Origin of the sequence: Streptomyces sp. NPDC021224 (genome assembly GCF_044332905.1) — a bacterium.
Lineage (GTDB): Bacteria > Actinomycetota > Actinomycetes > Streptomycetales > Streptomycetaceae > Actinacidiphila.
Window position 1 is genome coordinate 240,406 of the sequence record NZ_JBIRPW010000005.1, and the last position, 18,419, is coordinate 258,824.

General features: G+C 73.7%; 14 protein-coding genes and 1 tRNA gene. 9 read left to right on the plus strand and 6 right to left on the minus strand.

Going from position 1 to position 18,419, the window contains the following annotated elements:
• Nucleotides 1–289 precede the first annotated feature (289 nt).
• Nucleotides 290–1,039, plus strand: a complete 750-nt coding sequence (locus ACH4PY_RS15315; protein ID WP_398181418.1) for an SDR family NAD(P)-dependent oxidoreductase — start codon at nucleotides 290–292, stop codon at nucleotides 1,037–1,039.
• Nucleotides 1,040–1,219: 180 nt separating this feature from the next.
• Nucleotides 1,220–2,020: a DedA family protein gene (locus ACH4PY_RS15320; protein WP_398181421.1), complete on the plus strand. Its 801-nt coding sequence runs from the start codon at nucleotides 1,220–1,222 to the stop codon at nucleotides 2,018–2,020.
• Here ACH4PY_RS15320 and ACH4PY_RS15325 read toward each other — a convergent pair.
• Nucleotides 1,989–2,795: a TetR/AcrR family transcriptional regulator gene (locus tag ACH4PY_RS15325; protein ID WP_398181424.1), complete on the minus strand. Its 807-nt coding sequence runs from the start codon at nucleotides 2,793–2,795 to the stop codon at nucleotides 1,989–1,991. The genes ACH4PY_RS15320 and ACH4PY_RS15325 overlap by 32 nt on opposite strands.
• A 114-nt stretch (nucleotides 2,796–2,909) precedes the next feature.
• Here ACH4PY_RS15325 and ACH4PY_RS15330 point away from each other — a divergent pair, with 114 nt between their 5' ends.
• Nucleotides 2,910–5,147 carry an MMPL family transporter gene (locus tag ACH4PY_RS15330; RefSeq protein WP_398181427.1) on the plus strand — a complete coding sequence of 746 codons (2,238 nt, stop codon included), beginning with the start codon at nucleotides 2,910–2,912 and terminating at the stop codon, nucleotides 5,145–5,147.
• A gap of 15 nt (nucleotides 5,148–5,162) precedes the next feature.
• Here ACH4PY_RS15330 and ACH4PY_RS15335 read toward each other — a convergent pair whose 3' ends face one another.
• The 3 genes from ACH4PY_RS15335 to ACH4PY_RS15345 form a co-directional block, all read right to left on the minus strand.
• Nucleotides 5,163–5,354, minus strand: coding sequence for a MarR family transcriptional regulator (locus ACH4PY_RS15335; protein ID WP_398181430.1), 192 nt, complete (start codon nucleotides 5,352–5,354; stop codon nucleotides 5,163–5,165).
• Between the two features lie 170 nt (nucleotides 5,355–5,524).
• Complete coding sequence (locus tag ACH4PY_RS15340; RefSeq protein WP_398181432.1) at nucleotides 5,525–6,025, minus strand: MarR family transcriptional regulator; 501 nt, start codon at nucleotides 6,023–6,025, stop codon at nucleotides 5,525–5,527.
• Between the two features lie 486 nt (nucleotides 6,026–6,511).
• Nucleotides 6,512–6,584: transfer RNA gene (locus ACH4PY_RS15345), tRNA-Arg, on the minus strand.
• 444 nt (nucleotides 6,585–7,028) lie between these two features.
• On the opposite strand from ACH4PY_RS15345, the gene ACH4PY_RS15350 reads away from it, so the two are divergent.
• The 6 genes from ACH4PY_RS15350 to ACH4PY_RS15375 all read left to right on the plus strand — a co-directional run bounded on the left by ACH4PY_RS15350 (nucleotide 7,029) and on the right by ACH4PY_RS15375 (nucleotide 14,266).
• Nucleotides 7,029–8,654 (plus strand): dynamin family protein, encoded by a 1,626-nt coding sequence (locus ACH4PY_RS15350; protein ID WP_398181435.1) that lies wholly within the window; start codon nucleotides 7,029–7,031, stop codon nucleotides 8,652–8,654.
• A gap of 5 nt (nucleotides 8,655–8,659) precedes the next feature.
• Nucleotides 8,660–10,699: an ATP-binding protein gene (locus ACH4PY_RS15355; protein ID WP_398181438.1), complete on the plus strand. Its 2,040-nt coding sequence runs from the start codon at nucleotides 8,660–8,662 to the stop codon at nucleotides 10,697–10,699.
• A 125-nt stretch (nucleotides 10,700–10,824) separates the two neighbouring features.
• Nucleotides 10,825–11,253 carry a single-stranded DNA-binding protein gene (locus ACH4PY_RS15360; RefSeq protein ID WP_398181441.1) on the plus strand — a complete coding sequence of 143 codons (429 nt, stop codon included), beginning with the start codon at nucleotides 10,825–10,827 and terminating at the stop codon, nucleotides 11,251–11,253.
• Between the two features lie 192 nt (nucleotides 11,254–11,445).
• Complete coding sequence (gene ettA, locus ACH4PY_RS15365) at nucleotides 11,446–13,110, plus strand: energy-dependent translational throttle protein EttA (RefSeq protein ID WP_398181443.1); 1,665 nt, start codon at nucleotides 11,446–11,448, stop codon at nucleotides 13,108–13,110.
• Nucleotides 13,110–13,553, plus strand: coding sequence for an acyl-CoA thioesterase (locus tag ACH4PY_RS15370; protein WP_398181446.1), 444 nt, complete (start codon nucleotides 13,110–13,112; stop codon nucleotides 13,551–13,553). The genes ettA and ACH4PY_RS15370 overlap by 1 nt, the downstream gene beginning before the upstream one ends.
• Nucleotides 13,550–14,266 carry a hypothetical protein gene (locus ACH4PY_RS15375; RefSeq protein ID WP_398181448.1) on the plus strand — a complete coding sequence of 239 codons (717 nt, stop codon included), beginning with the start codon at nucleotides 13,550–13,552 and terminating at the stop codon, nucleotides 14,264–14,266. Before ACH4PY_RS15370 ends, ACH4PY_RS15375 begins: the two co-directional genes overlap by 4 nt.
• 132 nt (nucleotides 14,267–14,398) lie before the next feature.
• Here ACH4PY_RS15375 and ACH4PY_RS15380 read toward each other — a convergent pair whose 3' ends face one another.
• Both ACH4PY_RS15380 and ACH4PY_RS15385 read right to left on the minus strand, forming a co-directional pair.
• Nucleotides 14,399–15,466 (minus strand): ABC transporter ATP-binding protein, encoded by a 1,068-nt coding sequence (locus ACH4PY_RS15380; protein WP_398181451.1) that lies wholly within the window; start codon nucleotides 15,464–15,466, stop codon nucleotides 14,399–14,401.
• Nucleotides 15,463–18,411, minus strand: coding sequence for an FtsX-like permease family protein (locus tag ACH4PY_RS15385; RefSeq protein ID WP_398181454.1), 2,949 nt, complete (start codon nucleotides 18,409–18,411; stop codon nucleotides 15,463–15,465). The genes ACH4PY_RS15380 and ACH4PY_RS15385 overlap by 4 nt, the downstream gene beginning before the upstream one ends.
• Between the last annotated feature and the right edge of the window lie 8 nt (nucleotides 18,412–18,419).

Here is an 18,419-nt window from a genome sequence, read left to right on the forward strand (position 1 = left end):
CGCCGTTGCCGGGACGAAAACGGCCCGGGAGGGCCGCTCAAGCTCCCCGGGCGTCGCCCCGGCGACGCGTTCCGGACCGTCCCCCAAGACGATCCGTTCCACAGCCCCCCGACCGGCTCCGCCGGGAGCACGGTACTCAAGACATAAGACCCGCCAACCACTGTAATGGTTACGTTCTCCGCCGTGTGATCTACGTCTCTTCGCGAAGGCTGTTTTCGCAGGCTACCCCGCTCGCGCCCGCTTCGGGGGCATCCCGTACCGTGCTGTCTCTCCTGGAGGGGCGGAGTTCATGGCACAGAGCGCGGCGGCGGTGCGCAACATCGTGGTGACCGGGGGCGGTACGGGCATCGGTCGGGCTGTTTCGGTGCGTTTCGCCGAAGAGGGCCACCGGGTCACGATCGTCGGTCGCCGACGGGAGGTCCTGCACGCCGCGGTCGAGGAGATCCGTGCCGAGCGCGGGCTCGACATCACCCCCGTGGTCTGCGACCTCGCCGACCCCGACGACGTCGAGGCGGCGCTGGCCCACCTGCCCGAGCGGGTGGACGTGCTGGTCAACAACGCCGGCAGCCGGGAACTGGCCGTGGGCGCCGGGCCGCACGGGGTGCTGGCCCGCTGGCGCGGCGACTTCGAACGCAATGTGCTCACCGCCGTCCTGCTCACCGAGTCGCTGCGGGACCGCTTCACCACGGACAGCGGCCGGGTGGTCACGGTGACGTCGGTGGCCGCGCTGCGCGGCGGCGGATCCTACGGGGCCTCCAAGGCGGCCCTGCACGCGTGGAACCACTCCCTCGCCGCCCAGCTCGGCCCGCAAGGCGTGACCTGCAACATCGTCGCGCCGGGCACGGTCGCCGGCACCGAGTTCTTCGGCTCGCGGCTCAACGACGCCGAGCTGACGCGGCGCGCGGGCCGGACCCTGGTCGGCCGGGTGGGCCGCCCCGCGGACGTCGCCTCAGCTGTGCTCTTCCTCGCCTCGCCCGAGGCAGGGTTCATCACCGGCGAGATCCTCCAGGTCAACGGCGGCGAACTGCTCGGCCGCTGAGCGGTCCGCCCGCGCCCGCCGTCCCAACTCCCGTGCGGCGGCGTACTACCTGGGGAGTACCGGTTCTGGACCCTCAGGATGAGCTTCGCTGGGAATCGGCCGAAGTGCGGTCAATGCGCTTGCCGACCCCGCCCCACGCTGTCAGCGTTGAAGTAGGGGTAGGGGAAGAGGGGCGGTGGGATGGACGTTGCACTGAGCGTGTCGTCACTTGACTTCACCTCCGGACTCGCCGAGTTCCTGAGGGGCGGCCACGTCATCTGGGCGTACGCGATCCTGGCCGCGACCACGGCTCCACCCCTGGTGCCCAACTCCGTACTCCTCGTGACAGGCGGGGTGATGGCGGCCGAGGGCCATCTCAACCTCGCCCTCGTGCTGCTCGTGGTGGCCGCCAGCGCGGTGCTCGGCGACCTCGTGATGCACCGGACCGGGCGGGCGCTCAGCGGCCGTGTGCTGGAGCGGATGCACCGCAGGCCGCGTCGCGAGGCCCTGCTGAAGTGGGCGGCGCTGCGCATACAGCGGCACGGCGTCCCGTTCGTGATCGGCGTCCGCTTCCTGCCCAGCGGCCGGGTGATCGGCGGTCTGGCGGCGGGGATCATGCGCTATCCGGTGCGCCGTTACGCGGTCGGGGCGGGTGTGGCCGAGTCGGTGTGGGCGTCGTACTCCGTCGGGGCAGGGTATGTCAGCGGTGAGGCCGCCTCGAATTCGTTCTACGCCCTCTCTCTGGGCCTCGGGATCTCGTTGCTGGTCGCCGCCCTCGGTATGTGCGCGCAGTGGCTCTCACGGGCCAGGGAGCGCCGCCAGGCGGGCGGTGCGCCGCGCCCCTCGGCCGTGATCGCGGCTTCCCTGGCCGGGGAGAGCCGGAAGGTCCCCGGACCGTCCGGACCGTCCGGTAAGGGCAGCGGAACGGTCGGGCCGCCGGCGGGACCGCGTGACGGCCACGACGGGACGTTCACCTGCCCGTCGGCGGGCCGGGGGGAGTAGCAGGCTCCGGGGCGGCGACGTCGTGCGGTCCGGCGTCGGTGCCGGACGCCGGGAGGTACGCGACGTCCTGCGGCGGACCGTCGAACCAGATCGCACCCGCTGCGGCCAGCGAGGACCTGGCCGCGGCCTTCTCCTCCTCCCCGATCTCGACCGGCCCCGTGCCCACGTGGGGCGCGAGGTAGCGGGAGAGCATGCTCTTCAGCTCCCTGGCGTACGCGGCGCGCGCGGTGTCGTCCTCGGTCAGCAGGATGAGTTCGAGGCCGGCCTTGAACGTCGCGAAGCTCATCTGAGCGATCACCGTGCGTTCGGCGGACGAGAGCGACGGGCGGCGCAGTGCCAGCACCCACGCCACCCGGTCCAGCAAGGTGGCGTGCAGCGTGTCGTGCTCGTCCGCGACCTGGCCCGGCGTGTCGGAGCCTTTGATGAGGGAGAAGAACGCGGGGTTGGCGCAGTTGAACTCGATGAAGGGGTCCGCCACCGCGTCCACCAGCTGATCGAGCGGGAGGCGGGCGTTCGCCGCGGTGAAGACCCGGCCGTGGGTCTCCTCCATCTCCCCGATCAGCCGGCTTCCCAGCTCGACGGCGATGGCCTCCTTGTTCGGGAAGAACTGGTAGAGCGTGCCCGGGGACACGCCGGCCTCCCGTGCGATGGCGTTGGTGCTCGACGCCGTGTAGCCGACCGCGCAGAACACGCTGGCGGCAGCCTTCAGCAACTGCGTGACCCGGCGCTCGCCGCGCGCCTGACGCCGTCTCGGTTTCTCGTCCGCCTCGGACACGTGTACTCCCAGAGGGGGATTGACAAACACGAGCCATCGCTCGCATTCTGAGAATGCGAGCGATCATTCGTGTTTGTGATTCTAGTCGTTCTAGGGGGAGAGGACACCTCTGCCATGGCTGATGTCAACCATGCAGGTGCGGTCGGGGGCTGGACGCGGGTCGTGACCGCGAGACCGCGGCTGACCCTGCTGCTGGCCCTGCTCTTCACCGCGCTCGCCGTCGTCGCGGGCAGCGGGGTCGGGGACCGGCTGTCCAGCGGGGGATTCGAAGCCCCCGGATCCCAGTCGTCGTACGCCACGAAGGCGCTCGCCGAGCACTTCCCCGACTCCCAGCCCAATTTCGTGCTGCTGGTCGACACCCGGGGCGTCGGCCCGGACGCCCCGGCCGTGGCGGCCGAGGGGCGCAGGCTCGCCGCCCGGCTCGCGGCGGATCCCGATGTGTCCGGGGTCAGCTCGTACTGGGACACCCGGGCGCCGGCGCTGCGCGCAAAGGACGGCAGCTCCGCGATGATCGCCGCCCGGCTGCGGGGTGACGACGACGCCGTGGCCACCGAGGTCAAGCGCATCGCCCCCGCCCTCCGCGGCGCGCACGGCCCGGTGGACGTCACGGTCGGCGGCACCGCGGAGGTGCTGCACGAGATGCAGACGACGATCCAGGAGGATCTGCTGCGGGCGGAGATGATCGCGCTGCCGATCACCCTGGTGCTCCTCGTCATGGTCTTCGGAAGCGCCGTCGCCGCACTGCTCCCGCTCGGCATCGGCATCATCGCGATCCTGGGTACGAGCGCGGTGCTGCGCGGCATCACGGCATTCACCGACGTCTCGGTCTTCGCCGAGAACCTGACCACCGCGCTCGGCCTCGGGCTGGCCATCGACTACTCGCTGTTCATCGTGCGCCGCTTCCGTGAGGAACTGTCCGCGGGCGCCGCCCCACGGCATGCCGTCGCCACGACGCTGCGGACGGCCGGCCGCACGGTGCTCTTCTCGGCGCTGACGGTGGCGGCCGCGCTCTCGGCGATGCTGGTCTTCCCGCAGTACTTCCTGCGCTCCTTCGCCTACGCGGGTGTGGCCGTGGTGGTGCTCGCCGCCGGAGCGGCGCTCATCGTGTTGCCCGCCGCCCTGGTGCTGCTGGGAGGGCGGGTCAACGCACTGGACCTGCGGCGGCTGCTGCGCCGCCGACGGCCCGCGGGGGAGGCGGCCGCCGAGCCCGGTGCCCGCTACGCCGCGCTGGCCCGGCTGGTGATGCGCCGGGCGCCCGCTTTCGCGGTCGCCGCGGTGGCGGCGCTGCTGCTGCTCGGACTGCCCTTCCTGAAGGTGCAGTTCGGATCGGCGGACGACCGGCAGCTGCCGTCGGGAGCCGAGTCCCATGTCGTGCAGCAGCATCTGCGGCAGGACTACGCCGGGAGCCCGGTGGGTGCGATCACCGTGTTCGCCGAGGGCGCCGACCCTGCCGCGCTGACGGCCTACCGCGACCGGGTCGCCGGTCTGCCGGGTGTGGTGCGGGTGGAAGGACCGGTCGCCGGCAAGCAGTCGGGCACCGCCTATCTGACGGTCGTGCCCAAGGGAGCCGCGGTGGATTCCGGTCCGCAGCACCTGGTGGGGGAGATCCGCGCCGTGCGGACGGACTTCCGGGCCTCGGTCACGGGCCAGTCGGCGGTGCTCGTCGACAGCAAGCACGCCATAGCGCAGCGACTGCCCTGGGCGGCGGCCATCGTCGGGGTGGTCACCTTGCTACTGGTGTTCCTGCTGACCGGCAGCGTGATCGTGCCGGTGCAGGCGGTGCTGCTCAACGCGCTCAGCCTCACGGCGATGTTCGGCGCGGTGGTCTGGGTCTTCCAGGACGGCCATCTGTCCGGACTGCTGGGCTTCACCGCGACAGGCAGCATAGAGACGAGCCTGCCGGTGCTGATGTTCTGCGTGGCGTTCGGACTGTCCATGGATTACGGGGTGTTCCTGCTCTCCCGGATCAAGGAGGAGTACGACCGGACCGGCGACCACCAGTCGTCCATCGTCTTCGGCCTGCGACGGACCGGCGGGCTGATCACCGCCGCCGCCGTGATCCTGGCCGTGGTGATGGTGGGGGTCGGCATGTCCCGGGTCGCCAACACCAAGATGCTGGGCCTGGGCATCGCGCTGGCGGTCCTGATGGACGCGATGGTGATCCGGACGCTGCTGGTGCCCGCGGTGATGCGGCTGACCGGGCGGGCGACCTGGTGGGCACCGCCCGCCCTGCGCCGCTTCCACGAGAGGTTCGGCATATCCGAGGGCGGGGACGCGGCCCACGGGGGAACGGACGACGGAGCCCCGCGCCCCGGCGGACGGCGGGACCCCGAACCGGCGGGCAGGAGCTGACGTCCGGCCCGGCGGCTAACGGCCCCGGTTTCCCGGCCGCCGGGCGCTCCAGGCCCGGATGGTGTCGGCGTACCAGTACGGCTTGCCGCCCTCCACGCGGTCGGGATCGGGGAGGTGCCCGTGTTTGCGGTAGGAGCGCACCGTGTCGACCTGCACGCGGATGTACGTCGCGATGTCCGCGTACGACCAAAGAGTCCGGTCCGGCATATCGCTACCTCCCGAGCGAGCGTGACTGTCCGTCAGCACACTCGCCCTGGCAACGTCGCCGGTGGGGAAGCCACGTGGGCCTGTCGATCATCTGTGACGCGGAACCCGCGTAACGGTGACAAATGTCGCGAACAGGTAACAGTGCGCAAGGGGGTGGGTGGAGGCCCGGGTCAGCTGTCGGCCAGCTCGTCCGTGGCCAGGCGTCCGGCACGTGCCGTGCGCAGCAGGAAGTCGGCGATCAGGAGCAGTTCGGCGTCGTCGTAGTCGGAGCAGATTCCGTCGACCGCGTTGTTCATCGCGGTGAAGAGCCGCGCCACCTCGGTCGTGCGCTCCTTGACCACCTGGACCAGAACGGACCGGCGGTCGGCGGGGTTGGGCGTGCGCACCACCCAGTTGCCCCGCTCCAGGCGGTCGAGCACGCCGGTGAGGGTCGCCGGGTGCATGCCGGCGCGCTTGGCGAGGGCAGTCGGTCCGATCGGTCCGTGTCGGCTGATCAGGTCCAGGCACTCCAGGTCGGCGTCCCGCAGATCGAGGTGCATGCCCACCTGGTGGTTGAGCAGCGCCATCTGGATGCTGAGATCGCGCAGGCCGTCCTGGATGCGGTGAGTCAGTCGCCTCCGCCGTCGTGCTGCCGAAGCTGCCGACGTGGTCCCGGGGAGTGTGGAATCCATACGCAGACGATCCTCGTAATCGCTAGCACGCGGGGACAGGCAAAAAACTACCGCACCACCGCGGCGCGACGTCCGGGCGGACGTGATCCTTCCGGCTGCCGCATCTGCGGTCCGGCAGAGGTGGCTTTGGTGCACACCCTCTCACAACCCCATAAGCAGCTCATACGACTTAGGTAAAAGGCCGCTACCCCTGCTGACCAGTGGGGCGGACGGGAATGGCGAGGTTGTCCGCCCCCCTGTCCCTGCCTCTTCGGCCGGGTGCGGCGCCTACGGATACCGCAGGCGGAGGCGCCGAAACGGCACCAGCGGACCGCCGGGTTCCTTTACGTCGTCGCTACGCGTACCCCGCTAGATTCGGGCCGCCCGAACCAGTGGATCCCGGTGGACGTCCGCGATCGACGGGGCACGTGCCGCCGGGGTGCGGCGCGGGCGCAGGCTGCAAGGCGACGGCCGGTGCCTCTGGGGGAGGCACCGGCCGCGCAGAAGCGCCCCCGGCAGGACTCGAACCTGCGGCCAAGTGCTTAGAAGGCACCTGCTCTATCCGCTGAGCTACGGGGGCCGGACAGCGGCCGCGGCTGTCTACGCCCCTGGCTGGTTCCGTGACCTGTGCCGAGGTCAAGGATAGGGCGCCGCGTCCGTGCTGCTGTCTGCTTCACCCGCGTGGCACGTTGTGGAGGTTCGGTGAAGCGGTCCGATAATCGCAGGCAGGCGCGCGAGCCGCATCGCTTTTGACGGGTCGCAACGCTGCTGTTGTGCACTCGTTATGCCGGTGGCTCATTCTGGCTCCCACGCCCCACTGGGCACCGTCCACCAGGGCTTCCGCGCCGTTCGCCGCCCTTTCGTACGGCCATTGCCCGGCCTTTCCGGTGGTTGCCGCCCTGTGTCCTGTCGGGTGTCGGCGCCGTCCCGGCTGCCGCCGCCGGTTGGGCGTTATCCCGGCTGAATGGGGCCAATTGCCCGAAATACGCTTCATAAACAGTCCAATATCGGGCATTCTGCCGATGTGGCGATCTTGGATGTACGGCCCGAGCTGCTCGACGCGTTGTCCGCGCTGCGTGATCGCGTCGGCACCGCCTGCTTCCCCTTCCCGCTGCCAGGAGCCGCCCGCGCCCGCCGCACCCGCCAGGAACTGCTGGCGCAACTGGACGACTACCTCACACCCCGGCTCACCGCCCCCGAGGCGCCGCTGCTCGCCGTGGTCGGCGGCTCGACCGGGGCGGGCAAATCCACCCTTGTCAACTCACTTATCAGCCGACGTGTGAGCGAATCCGGCGTTCTGCGCCCGACCACCCGCACCCCCGTTCTCGTCTGCCACCCCGAAGACCGTGCCTGGTTCGCCGACCCCCGGGTGCTGCCCCGGCTGTCCCGCGTCTGGGCCGTGCGCCAGCGGGTCCGCGGGGACGACGACGCGCCCGACCGCAGCGAACCGGCCCGCGCCGAACTGCGCCTGGAGTGCGACGACTCCCTGCCGCGCGGGCTCGCCCTGCTCGACGCGCCCGACATCGACTCCCTCGTCACCCGCAACCGCGAACTGGCCGCCGAGCTCATCTGCGCCGCCGACATCTGGATCCTGGTCACCACCGCCTCCCGCTACGCCGACGCGCTGCCCTGGCACCTGCTGCGCACCGCGAGGGAGTACGACGTCACGCTGGCCACCGTCCTGGACCGGGTGCCGCACCAGATCGCCGACGACGTGAGCAGGCACTACGCGGCGCTGCTGGCCAAGGCGGGGCTCGGCGACGTACCCCGCTTCACCGTGCCCGAGCTGCCCGAATCCGCGGGCGGCGGCGGGCTGCTGCCGCTCACCGCGGTCGCGGGCCTGCGTGAATGGCTCACGCACTGCGCCCAGGACCCCGCCGCGCGGCAGCACGCCGCCCGCCGCACCGCCGAGGGCGTGCTCGACTCGCTGCGCAGCAGGCTGCCCGAGCTGGCCGCCGCCTCCGCCGCGCAGCACGCCGCCGCACTGCGGCTGGCCCGCGCCGCCGAGGAGTCGTACGAGCTGGCCGCCCGGCACATCGACGCCGCCGTGGCCGCCGGTGCCCCGCTCGCCGGGGAGGCGCTCGCCCACTGGCGCGGCTACCCGGCCTGCGGGCCCGACGCCCTGCAGGGCGCCCTCGCCGAGGAAGTGGCCGCGCTGCTGCGTGCCGAGACCGACGCCGCCGACGAGCGCATCGCCGAGGCCTGGCAGAACGACCCGGCCGGGTCCGCACTGCTCGACGACCCCGCCACGCGCCCGGACCGCGACCAGGTGGCCGTCGCCGCACGGATCGACAAGGGCGTACGGCGCTGGCGCCGCGCCGTCATCGACCTCTCGTACGCGCATGTGCGGTCCGGACGGGACGGCGAGCGGCAGGCGACCGACCCCGAGGACCTCGCCGCGCTGCTGTGCACGGCGCTGCTCGGCGGCCGTCGCGGGCGGGTGGCCGGCGAGCGGCTCGCCGAGACCGTCGGGGCCCAGGCGGCGCTGCGGATGCGCGACGCGGCCCGGGACCGGCTCGCCGACGCGGTCGCGGGCCTGCTGGACGCCGAGCGCGACCGCCGGCTGGCGCCCGTCGACGGCTACGACGTCACGGCGGGACAGCAGGCCTCGCTGATCTCCGCGCTGTCCCTGCTGCAGAAGGAAAGGTGACCCCGGTGCGCCCGACCACCACCGACCAGTCGTCCGCGGTGCCGGAGCCGGAGATCGGACGCGCGCTCCCCGGCACCCCGCTCCCCGGCTCCGCGGCCCCCGCGGGCACGGAGACCGGCGGCGGACCGGCCGACCCGCTCGGCGCGCGGGTGGACGCCCTCGGCGAACTGCTCGGGCTGTCACGCGCGCGGATCAGCCCCGACGCGCTCGCCGAGACCGGCGAGTTGCTGGAGCGCATCGGGGAGCGGCGCAGGCTCTCGCACGAGCACACCGTGGTGGCGCTCGCCGGAGCGACCGGAAGCGGCAAGTCGTCGCTCTTCAACGCCCTCGCCGGGCTGCCGCTGTCCGCGACCGGACTGCGCAGGCCGACCACCGCGCGGCCCGTCTCCTGTGCCTGGCACCCCGAGCGGGCCGCCGGGCTGCTGGACCGGCTGGGCATCGCACCCCAGGACCGCTACGCCCGGCGCCCCCGCATCCCCGCACCGGCCGACGCCCCAGACCGTGCCGCGGCGCCCGCGGGCGATGCGGAACCCGGAACGGACGCGCCCGCCGGACCCGGCGCCGACGGTGCGGGGCCTGCCGCCGCCGTCGAACCCGAGGTCGGCGACGGCGGACACGGCGGGGCCGACGGCATCCCGGTCGGCGACGGAGGCTTCTCCGCCGGTTCCGGCGAGGTGGCCGCCCGCCCCGGCGGCGAACGGCTCCCGGGGCGGGGAGGCGACACCGCGGGGGGCGGCACGAGCCTGGGCGGCCTGATTCTGATCGACCTGCCCGACCACGACTCCGCGGCGCCCGGCCACCGCGCGCAGGTGGACCGGCTGCTGGGGCTGGTGGACGTCGTGGTGTGGGTGCTGGACCCGGAGAAGTACGCCGACGCCGCGCTGCACGAACGCTATCTGCGCCCTCTTGCCGGCCATGCCGATGTGACGGTGCTGGTGCTCAACCAGGTCGACCGGCTGCCGGGCGACTCCGCCGACCTCGTCCTCGACGACCTGCGCAGGCTGCTCGACGAGGACGGCCTCGCGGTGGGTGAGCACGGCGAGGCCGGCGCGGTGGTGCTGGCCACCTCCGCGCTCACCGGGCAGGGGGTGGCCGACCTGCGGGGCGTGCTGGCGCAGATCGTCGCCGAGCGCGCCGCCGCCGGCCGCCGGCTGGCGGCCGACCTGGACCGGACGGCGGACCGGCTGCGCCCGCTGTACGTGGCCGAAGGCGGCGCCGGGCTCACCGACCCGGCCCGGGAGGAATTCGTCGACCGGCTGGCGGACGCGGTGGGGGCGGCCGCGGCCGGTCAGTCGGCGGAACGGGACTGGGCTGCCGCCGCCCGTGCGGCGTGCGGGACACCGTGGGGGCGGCTGAGAGGAGAACGGACGACGGCGGACGCCGGATCCCGGGAGGCGCCGGCTTCACCCGACCGGCCGAAGGGACCGGTCGGCGGGGCCGGTGCGGCGTCGCTCACCGCCTCCCGCCCGCTGGTCGGCGAGGCGGTGCGGGGACTGGCGGCCGACGCCGCGCGGGGGCTTCCCGCGCCCTGGGGGCAGGCCGTACGTGACGCGGCGCGGCGCGGGGGCGAAGGACTGCCCGCGGCGCTGGACGCGGCGGCGGGCCGCGCCGAGCCGGGGCCGCCGGAGCACCCCGGGTGGTGGTCGTTCGCGCGCGGGGTGCAGTGGCTGCTGATGGCGCTCGCGGTCGCCGGGGCGGTGTGCCTGATCACCCTCTCCGTCGGCTCGCTGGAACTGGCGTGGTGGCCGCCCGTGGTGATGGTCGCGACCGGCGGGGCGGGCGGGCCGCTGGTCTCCGCGGTCTGCCGGGCCGCGGCCCGCGGTCCCGCCCGGCGGCACGGCCAGGCCGCCGAGCGGCGGCTGCGGGACGCGGCCGCCGACTGCGGGCGGGCCCGGGTGCTGGAACCGGTCGCCGCCGAGCTGATGCGCTACCGCGAGGTGCGTGAGCAGTTCGCCGTCGTGGCCGCCGCCTCGCCCGTCTCCCCGCGCGTCGCGCACGCACGTGATTCCCACGCCGTGGTGTCCCACACCCGCTCGTCCGAGTGACCTGGTTGTCCACGGAAGAGAGTTATCCACAGGCTTGAGAGGATCCCTCCTCGACTGTCCTGGATTCAGGGCACGATGTTCTCAGCGCGTCCCACCCGGGACGCCGGAGGAGAGAGGCCCCTGTGATGAACGAGACCCTGGTGACCGTCGTCGGAAACGTGGCGACGGAGCCCGAGATGCACACGACGGCAACGGGCGTGGGCGTGACGCGCTTCCGGCTGGCCTCGACCAGCCGGCGGTGGGACGCGACGCGCGGGGCATGGGCGGACGGCCCGACGAGCTTCTACACGGTGCGCGCGTGGCGGACGCTCGCCGGGCACGTCAAGGAGTCGGTCGGGCTCGGCGAACCGCTCCTGGTCCAGGGCCGCTTGAAGATTCGTGACGACGAGCGGGACGGTCGCCGCTACGTCGACGCCGAGATCGAGGCGGTGGCCGTGGGCCACGACCTGTCACGGGGCGTCGCGCGGTTCAGCCGGACGCTGCTGCCGCCCACGGCCCGGCCCGAGCCCGTGGCACCCCCGCCGGCCGCCCCGGAACCGGTGCCGGTGAGCTGAGCACCGGCGCACGGGAGGGTCGCAGGGCGTCCGGGGCCCGCGCCCTTCGTGCCGCCGCCGGTCCCGGCGCGCCCGCACCCGGCGCCGGTACCCGTTCGCCCCGTGGGGTGGACGTACGGCAAGATGGGGTGTATCTGCCCTCACGCGGCGGAGCCGCACATTGGCCCTTCTCGATCTGCCGGACGGTTTCTCTTGGCTGAGTACATCTACACGATGCGCAAGGCGCGCAAGGCGCACGGCGACAAGGTCATCCTCGATGACGTGACGCTGAGCTTCCTGCCGGGCGCGAAGATCGGTGTGGTCGGTCCGAACGGCGCCGGAAAGTCCACCGTTCTCAAGATCATGGCGGGCCTGGAGCAGCCGTCGAACGGCGACGCGTTCCTGTCGCCCGGGTTCAGCGTCGGCATGCTGCTCCAGGAGCCGCCGCTGGACGAGACCAAGACCGTGCTGGAGAACGTCCAGGACGGTGTGGCCGAGGTCAAGGCGCAGCTGGACCGCTTCAACGAGATCGCCGAGCTGATGGCGACGGACTACTCCGACGCGCTGCTCGACGAGATGGGCAAGCTCCAGGAGAAGCTCGACCACGCCGACGCCTGGGACCTGGACGCGCAGCTCGAGCAGGCCATGGACGCGCTCGGCTGCCCGCCCGGGGACTGGGCGGTGACCAACCTGTCCGGTGGCGAGAAGCGCCGGGTGGCGCTGTGCAAGCTGCTGCTGGAGGCGCCCGACCTGCTGCTGCTGGACGAGCCCACCAACCACCTGGACGCCGAGTCCGTGCAGTGGCTGGAGCAGCACCTGGCCAAGTACGCGGGCACGGTCGTGGCCGTCACCCACGACCGGTACTTCCTGGACAACGTGGCCCAGTGGATCCTGGAGCTGGACCGCGGACGCGCCATCCCCTACGAGGGCAACTACTCCACCTACCTGGAGAACAAGGCCTCCCGGCTCAAGGTCGAGGGCCAGAAGGACGCCAAGCGGCAGAAGCGCCTCAAGGAAGAGCTGGAGTGGGTGCGCTCCAACGCCAAGGGGCGGCAGGCCAAGTCCAAGGCGCGCCTGGCGCGTTACGAGGAGATGGCGGCCGAGGCCGACAAGGTGCGCAAGCTGGACTTCGAGGAGATCCAGATCCCGCCGGGCCCGCGGCTGGGCGGCGTCGTGGTCGAGGTCGAGCACCTGTCGAAGGCCTTCGGTGACAAGGTGCTGATCGACGACCTGTCGTTCACGCTGCCGCGCAACGGCATCGTGGGCGTCATCGGCCCCAACGGCGCGGGCAAGACCACGCTGTTCAAGATGATCCAGGGGCTGGAGGAGGCCGACTCCGGCAGCATCAAGGTCGGCGACACGGTGCGGATCTCCTACGTCGACCAGGGGCGGTCCAACATCGACCCCAAGAAGACGCTGTGGGAGGTCGTGTCCGACGGCCTGGACTACATCAACGTCGGCCAGGTCGAGATGCCGTCGCGGGCCTACGTGTCGGCGTTCGGCTTCAAGGGCCCGGACCAGCAGAAGCCGTCCGGGGTGCTGTCCGGTGGTGAGCGCAACCGGCTGAACCTGGCGCTGACCCTCAAGCAGGGCGGCAACCTGCTGCTGCTGGACGAGCCGACCAACGACCTCGACGTCGAGACGCTGTCGTCGCTGGAGAACGCGCTGCTGGAATTCCCCGGTGCGGCCGTGGTCGTCTCCCACGACCGGTGGTTCCTGGACCGGGTGGCGACGCACATCCTGGCCTACGAGGGCAACTCGAAGTGGTTCTGGTTCGAGGGCAACTTCGAGTCGTACGAGAAGAACAAGGTGGAGCGGCTGGGAGCCGACGCCGCACGGCCGCACCGCGCCACCTACAAGAAGCTGACACGCGGCTGATGGCTCGGCACATCTTCCGCTGCCCCCTGCGCTGGGGGGACATGGATGCCTACGGGCACGTCAACAACGTCGTCTTCCTGCGGTATCTGGAAGAGGCGCGGATCGACTTCATGTTCCGCCTGGCGCCGGGGGAGGGGAGCGCGTCCTTCACGGGAGGCTCCGTGGTGGCGCGGCACGAGATCGACTACCTCCGGCCGCTGGTGCACCGGCACGAGCCGGTGGTCGTCGAGACGTGGGTGACGCACATATCGGCGGCGTCCATGACCGTCGCGTACGAGGTCAAGGACGAGGAGACGGTCTACGCGCGGGCCACGACGGTCGTGGTGCCGTACAACCTGGCGGCGGGGCGTCCGCGGCGGATCACGCCGGAGGAGCGGGCCTTCCTGGAGAAGTACCGCGACGACGACCGTGACGCGGACGACGACGGGGCCGTCGCCGTATGACCGAGGTCCGGCTGGTGCTCGGCCATGACGGCGGCTCCGCCGACGCGGACGGCGAGCGGGAGGCGGCGGACCTGGCCGCCTTCCTCGGGCGGCTGGTCCGCTGGGACAAGGCGGCGGTGGTCCGGCTGCGGTCCGCCGAGGGCGAGCCGGCGCTGGGCGTCTTCGGGCACCCGCCGTTCGGCGGCGTGCTGGCCGTGCGCAGTGCCGCGCTGCGCGGGGCCGGGCCGGTGGGCGCTGCGGTGGACGCCACGGTGTCCGCCGGGCAGCTGCTGGAGGAGGTGACGGCGGCGGAGACGGGCTTCGGGCTGCCGCCGTCCGTCACCGGGCCCGCCTGGGCGGGGGTGCTGCCGCCCCGTACCGGCTGGCAGCGGTTGGCCGAGCTGGACGCCGGGCAGGTGCGCCGGGCCGCCGCCGGGGCGGTCGCGGAATTCCGGGCCCGCAGCGAGGGGCTGCCCCGGGAGGAGCGGACGCGGGCGGTGCTGGACGCGCTCGCGGAGGAGCTGTGGACCCGCCCGTGGCAGGGCACCACGCTGCGGGTGGTGCACGCCGCCCACGCGCTGGGCTTCCTGCGCGGAGGCGGCGAGAGCGCGACCGGCGGAGCCCCCCTGGCGCTGCTGGCGGCCGGTCCGTGGGCGCGGCTGCGTACCGAGTACGGCTCGGTGGCGGTCCGCCGTGAGACCCCGGGAGCCGGGCTGAGCTTCACTCCGGCGTAGCGCTTCCGGCGGGGTGCAGGACGCTGCGGTGCGGCGTCGCGGGTGAGGGCCCTCCACACCCAGGCCCTACGCCTCGGCTCCCGTGGCCCCGGGTTGGGTTCCGCCCCGGCGTGGGGTCCCGCGGGGCGGGGGTCACTCCTCGGCGGCGGGGTGGTCGTCGGGGCGGACGGTGATGTGGTCGGGCTGGAGTTCCAGCAGGACGCGGCGGCGGATGGCCAGGGCCTCGGTGTAGTCGTGGGGGAGCTGGAGGCGTCCGGCGCGGTCGACGGTGGCGTACTCGCGGGCGACGACCGACTCGCGGCCGTGCTCGTCGATCTCCGTGCGGCGCACGACCTCCGAGGCGGTGCGGCCGTCGCGGATGGCGACCGTGCGGTGGACGGCGTCGGCGACGGACTGGTCGTGGGTGACGACCACGACGGTGGTGCCGAGCTGCTCGTTGGCGGTGCGGAAGGACGCGAAGACCTGCTCGGCGGTCGTGGAGTCCAGCTCGCCGGTGGGCTCGTCGGCGAGCACGACGTCCGGGCCGTTGGCGAGGGCGACGGCGATGGCGGCGCGCTGCTGCTCGCCGCCGGACATCTGCGCGGGGTGCCGGTCCTGGCAGTGCGAGACGCCCAGCAGGCCGAGCAGATCGGCCGCCCGGGTGGCGCGGCGGCGGCGTCCGCGCAGGCCGGAGCCGCCGCCGGAGAGCTGCATGGGCAGCATGACGTTCTGCGCGGCGGTCAGGTAGGGCAGCAGGTTGCGCGAGGTCTGCTGCCAGATGAAGCCGACGACCTCCCGCCGGTAGCGCAGCCGGGACTTGGCGTCCATGGCGAGCAGGTCGTAGCCGCCGACCGCGGCCGCGCCCGCCGTGGGGACGTCGAGGCCTGCGAGGATGTTGAGCAGCGTCGACTTCCCGCTGCCCGAGGCCCCGACAAGGGCCATCAGCTCGCCCTTGGCGACCAGCAGGTCCAGGCCCTGGAGGGCCTGCACCTCCACGCCGTCGGCGGTGAAGATCCGTACCAGCCGGTCGCAGCTGATCAGCGCGTCCCTGCCGTACGCGGGGCGGTCACGGCGCTCCGCGGCCAGCCGTTCGAGCTCGGCGAGGCTTGCGGGTGCGGGTGCGGGCGGCGCACCGCCGTCCGGGGCCGGGGCGGTGGGGGGTTTGTGCTCGGGGCGGCGGGCGGCGTCCGCCGCGTCGGTCGTCACGTCGTCGGCGCTCATGTGGTCCGGTCACCCGCTCTCAGCTCGGTGCTCTCGTGTCGTCGTGTGCTGGCCCACGCCTGGGCCAGCAGGACCGCGCAGGCCAGCAGGAGCAGCCCCGCGGAGGGTACGGCCAGCGACCAGGGGTCGGCGCGGAGGGTCACCGCGAGGGCGGGCGGCGGCACCACCGAGGCGTTGCCCGCCGTACTGCCGAAGGCCAGGGTGCCCAGGTCGATGCCGGGCCGGAGCAGCGGTATCGCGGCGAGGCCCACCAGCGCACCGCCGGCGGCGGCGAGCAGCACCTGCGGCAGCATCTCCAGCAGCACCAGCCGCCGGGACTGCCGGCGGGTGAGCCCCATTGTGCGCAGCCGGGCCAGCAGCGCGGTGCGCCCGGGTGCCGCGGCCATCAGGGACAGCAGCAGCGCCAGCGCGCTGTAGCCGGCCCCGGCCGCGACGGCGGACAGGTAGAGGGTGCGGGTGCCGTGCTGCAGCGGGGTGTCGGCCAGCGCGGCGCGCTGCTCGGAGCGCAGCAGCACCGCGGCGGCGTTGGGCCCGGTGTGCGCGGCGACGTCGCGCAGCGCGGCGGTGTCGATGTGCTGTCCCGGCGCCTGGGCGGCCAGCAGCATCGTCGGCCCCCCGTACTGCGGGAGCGCGCCGAGCTGCGGGTGCTGGGCGTGCAGCTGTGCCGCGGAGATGATGACGAACTCGCCGTCGGTGGCGGCCGGGGTCGAGGACAGCGTCGCCACCGGGCGGATGTCGCAGAGGCCAACGTCGGTGGGGACGTGCGTGGTGCGGTCGCCGAGCAGATCGGCGATCTTCGGCGAGACGACGGCGGGCAGCGGCCCGTGCGCGCCCGCCGCGGTGCCCGGCCCGAACGCGTCCGGCGGGAGGTCCGGCAGGCCCGCGGAGCGGGTGATGCGGGCGTACGCGGCCGGGTCGTCGACCACGAGCAGCTCGTAGTTCTGCGGGATGTCCTGGTCGGCGGCGTGCGGCTCGACCCGTAGGGCGGCCACGTCGCCCACGCCCGGCACCTTGCGGACCTTGGCCGGGAGCGCGGCGTCCAGTGGGAAGAGCGAGTCGACCCGGGCGTCGGCCCCCACGGCGACGGCCGCCGCGCGGTCCCGGCCGTGGGCGATCCCGGCGAGCACGGAGCCGCCGAAGGACGCGACCGTCAGCGCGACCAGCATGGCCACCAGCGGCAGCTGCCCCCCGCTGGGCGCGCGCCCGGCCCGCGCGAGCCCCAGGTGGGTGACCGCCCCGCGCAGCCGGGCGGCGGGCCGGGCGAGCCGGCGCAGCGGCAGCGGGTAGATCCGCAGCAGCACCAGCGCCGCGGCCACCGCGACCAGCACGGGTGCGGCCGCCAGGTACGGGTCCGAGCCGTCCGCGGAGCCGCGGCGGCGCAGCGTCGCGACCGCTCCGGCCACCAGCAGCGCGACGGTCAGCTCCAGCACGAGCCGTCGCCGCGAGGGGCGGTGCGCCACGAGGTCGTCGCGCTCGGCCGGGCGCGGGCGGCGGACCGCCGAGGTGGCCCGCAGCGGCAGTGCGAGCACCCCGGCGGCCGTCACGAGCGCGCCGAGCGCGAGCGCGGCCCCGTACCGTCCGGTCGGCAGGAGCAGCAGGGCCAGGGCGGTGCCGAGGATTCCGGCGGGCAGCGCGGCCGCGGTCGTCTCGGCGGTCAGCCGGGCGAAGATGCCGCGCAGCGAGCCGCCCCGGGAGCGCAGCAGGGCGATCTCGCGCCGCCTGCGGTCGGCGGCGAGCCCCGCGGCCATCAGCAGGACGGCCAGCGCGGTGGTGCCGACGCCGACGGCCGCGATGAGCACCAGGGGGTGGGCGGCGCCGCGGTCGGCGTCGAAGGCGGTCAGCACCCCGCTGATCCCGGCGACCGCGTGCAGCGACGACGAGCCCGTGGCGGCCGCGAGGTCCGTGGCGAGCGGGCCGTTGCCGAAGGAGGCCAGTTCGTCGCGGAGCGCGGGCACGTCGTGCGCGGTGAGGTGCGCGGTGTCGAGCGGGTGGTGCCAGTAGAGGGACGCGCCCGTGCCGAGCAGCGGGATGGAATGTGCGGCGGTGCCGTCGATGAGGACGGTGAAGTGCCAGTACGTCTTCGGCGGGTCGATCATCGGGTGCGGCGGGAAGCTGACGAGCGGCGCGAGCAGGTCGTCGTCCATCGTCCAGAAGCCGGACGTCGGGTCGCGCGGGGCGACGATGCCGCTGATGCGCACGGACAGCGGGGTCGCGCCGAACTTCATCAGGTGGATGGTCTGGCCGACCTTCAGATGCAGCACCCGCGCGGTCTTCTCGGTGACCGCGCCCTCCAGCGAGAGCCCGGACTCGCCCTTGCTCGGCGCGGGCAGCCGGCCGGCCACGACCCTGGAGTGCCCGGCGAGCCCGGCCTGGGCGACCAGGTCGGCGCCCGGGGCGTGCTCGGAGGTGCGCGGCAGTTCGGGGTCGGGGACCTCCGCCTCCGCGCCGGTGCGCACGCCCTGCACCACACCGCCCGGCTGCAACCGCAGCGGGGGGCGCAGCAGCGAGCGGAAGGCCTTCTCGACGGCGTCCAGTGAGGCGGGCGCCAGGGGGTCGGCGCCGGGGTCCTCGGACGTGCCGTAGTCCTCGGCGAGCGAGATGCCGTGGTTGCGCGGCGCGGCGTCCGCGACGGCGTGCCGCAGCGCGGTGTCCTCGTAGCGGTCGACGGCCCGCGGCAGCGCGGCGGCCAGGAAGGACGTGACCAGGACGAGCGCGGCCAGCGCCAGCGCCCCGCCGGGCGCGGCACGCAGCCGCAGCACCAGCCACGACCCGCCGGACGGCAGCTCCCCGCCCCCGGCGGCGGCACCGGGGGAGTCCGGTGAGCCCTGCGGCCCGGACGAGGCGGGCGGCGCGGACGAACCGTGCGGCTCGGGCGCACCAGAAGCCCCGGACGGGCCCTGCTCCTCCGATGCGTCCTGGGGCTCGGGCGGATCTGAGGGCCCCAACGCGTCCC